This is a genomic window from Vibrio sp. 99K-1 (assembly GCF_013114585.1).
In the GTDB taxonomy this organism is placed as follows: domain Bacteria; phylum Pseudomonadota; class Gammaproteobacteria; order Enterobacterales; family Vibrionaceae; genus Vibrio; species Vibrio chagasii_B.
In genome coordinates this window covers 1-2804 of sequence record NZ_VTXF01000057.1, presented here as the reverse complement: position 1 = coordinate 2804, position 2804 = coordinate 1, and the positions used below count along the sequence as shown (strand labels likewise).

At 40.7% G+C, this 2804-nt stretch carries 2 protein-coding genes and 2 pseudogenes; all 4 read left to right on the top strand.

Annotated features, from left to right (window positions below; genetic code table 11):
• Window positions 1–283: pseudogene (locus tag F0228_RS25780) on the top strand (IS5/IS1182 family transposase); the annotation flags it as partial.
• A gap of 47 nt (window positions 284–330) precedes the next feature.
• Window positions 331–462, top strand: a pseudogene (locus tag F0228_RS25560) (IS3 family transposase); the annotation flags it as partial.
• A 216-nt stretch (window positions 463–678) separates the two neighbouring features.
• The gene (locus tag F0228_RS25555; protein WP_171763052.1) at window positions 679–2160 is read left to right on the top strand and encodes a hypothetical protein; all 1482 of its coding nucleotides are present in this window, start codon (window positions 679–681) and stop codon (window positions 2158–2160) included.
• A gap of 9 nt (window positions 2161–2169) precedes the next feature.
• The gene (locus F0228_RS25550; RefSeq protein WP_171763051.1) at window positions 2170–2595 is read left to right on the top strand and encodes a hypothetical protein; all 426 of its coding nucleotides are present in this window, start codon (window positions 2170–2172) and stop codon (window positions 2593–2595) included.
• Window positions 2596–2804 lie beyond the last annotated feature (209 nt).

Genomic DNA, 2804 nt, shown 5'->3' with positions numbered 1-2804 from the left:
CATTCCTCCCAAAGAAAATCTGTATGCAGACGACGCTCATAACACTAAAAGGATGAGTAGTTTGGTGGCGTATTCTGCCTTAGGTCCCATGCGATGGCAAAAGAAAAAGCAGTATGGTAAGAGGAATGTGTCAGAGAATGCGATGCACCGTTACAAAACAATTATTGGCCCCAAATTACACAGTAGAGAGTTTAACAATCAACAACAAGAAATGATGCTAGCGGCATCAATATTAAATCGATTAACGCAGCTTGGTATGCCCGAGAGCTACCGAGCTGCCTAATGACATCAAAAGGCAGGGTGGGTTGAGTACGGAAACAAAGCCCACAGCAAGCAATAACGGATTACCTAGTTGGTTATTACAACCAGCATCGTCCACATCAATATAACGGTGGATTAACACCAAATGAGTCAGAACGACAGTTCTGGTTCCCTTATAAAACTGTGGCCAGTTTTACTTGACCACTTCAGTAATTCTGGTCAAGTCTACAAAGCTGTATGCAAGGCTGTTTATATATATTGATATTATTTTATAAACTATCACTAGTGGTAACAGAGGTTTAACGTTCTAATGTATGTGAGTGCAGTTGCTATTAACTTTGTTTAAAAGGTTATTGTATTAGTGGTCTGGCTTATTTTTAGTATTTATTGCGTTAATCCCATTAAAGGAGTTGAATTATGAAGCTAAACAAATACTACCTGTTGATGCTCGCAACTAGTCCAGTTGTCGCAGCCGAGAATAGCTCCCCCCCTCCTATGTTTACTGGTTCTGCTGAAGTGTTCGATAGTGTTGCTAACTCAGTAGATCCTGAGGCCGTATGTCAGACATTTAATAGTCTTACTACCCAAGCGAATGAGTGGCTACAGACAAATGGATATCCAGATTCGACTGTAAGTAAAGACTTTTGTAAAGCTGTAACAGTCGAAACTAGCTATCCTACGTTGAAGTTTAATGATATTAAGGACAGTGAAAGCTGGGGAGTTGCTGCTCGGTGGGAGTACTGGTTGGATGAGGAAGTTGATGTTACTGAGAAAGTTGCTCTCGTTTTACTCTCAGAGTCAGTGGCAAATACAAAAAGAGCTCGTTATATGCTCTATAATTTATCGGATGCCTCCCTCGTGAAACAATATGGTCAATATAACTACGATGATAACATTGGCCCAGGGCACGATGATCACTGGGGGGACTATGGACAGATGTTCACTCAAGATGATAGTTCTCCAAGTTCCGACGGGGCCATTATGCCTACTTTTTGGTATAGGGGTAATTCTGGGGCTAATATTCTATCCAATACTTGGCATAACAGTAGTTTTAGAACTTTTCTAATAGATCGGAGTAATGAAGAACTATATGAGGAAGTCAAAGAGGATGCTATTCAATATTTACAGGCTACTGAGCAATCAGTTACTTCAACCGCTATTGAGCAAGTTCTTCCTCATTTCTACTATCAAGTATGTACGACTGATGGTAATGCTGATCCTCGATGCCTTCCTGGTGGAGAGAGTAACACCAATAACTTTTATATTCCGTTTATGTACCCCCAGAGTGATTCGACATCAAGCTATACTCATGGAACAAGCAGCACTGTTGGAATGAGTCTCTCAGCTGGTGGAGACATTTCTGGAGAAGGCCCTAGTGCTGGATTTGATATATCCGTGAGCCAAGAGTTTTCAGAGGAGTTTTCGAAAGAGGGGGAAATTACTTCTCTAGATAGGAATGACTTGAGGAATAACTTTGGTGCTGTCTGGAAGTATCGTATAGACCCTATAATTCTAAAAGGCGTAAGAAGTGAGGCCTCTTTGGAGAAAAGTGGAGAAATGGACGACCGATTTGCTAATGCGAACACTGTAATTGGTGAAGAAAGTTGGAAGAATATTGATTTATCCAACCAGGTAGACTGGCAAGAAACCATAACTTCACAAAACTGTCCTGAAAGCAGTGAGAGAGAAATGTGGTTTATGACCACGTACGACTTAGCACGCACGGCCTTGACTGTTTATGATGGTTTAAATAGCTTCAGTGATGTAATTGAAACTCATGAGGGAGGTTACACCGACAACCCTCAACCAGTTACAGCTATTTCTAGAGGATCTATCATCAAGCTAGACACCATTTGTAAAGAAGGTTTTCGTCAAGCTAAAACTGGACTGTTAAATTAAGGAGTTATCATGAATAAGAGTTTGTTGCTTACCTCACTATTGACACTGATGTCAATGAGTGCATTTGGGGCTACATTTGAACAATATGTCCCAACCGCTGATACTTTCGTTGAAAGCTTATTACTCACTGCAGAAAAGCTAGAAAAACAAAAAGCTATAGACATCAGCCATAAAAACGTGTTGATTGTTGATACATCTCTTCTAGATAATGGAGATTATGACAAGGGTACCTTGGATTCCTATAAGAACCTAATTTTAGTCGGCAATTCTGGGAGTGTTCAAAAAGCGATGAAGTATCTACTTGGTTTTTCCGTTGATGGTAACTCGGTATTGATATCTAAAGATGACAAAGGACATATGACGGTTAAGCGTTATGCGCCAAACCTAGAAATTTCGGATGACCAAAGAGCGCTTGGCTTCCTTAAGTTGTTGTAACAGCGTTAATTTGAAGGTAAGGATTCTAAAGGCTTCCTTACCTTCAAGAAAGGGCTCTATCGTATAGTTATTCTCAAGTGGTATGTGTGAAAGGGCTTTGTTTCCGTACTCAACCCGGCCTGTCTTTTGATATCACTAGGCGACTCGGTAGCTCTCGGGCATACCAAGCTGCGTTAATCGATTTAATATTGATGCCGCTAGCATCATTT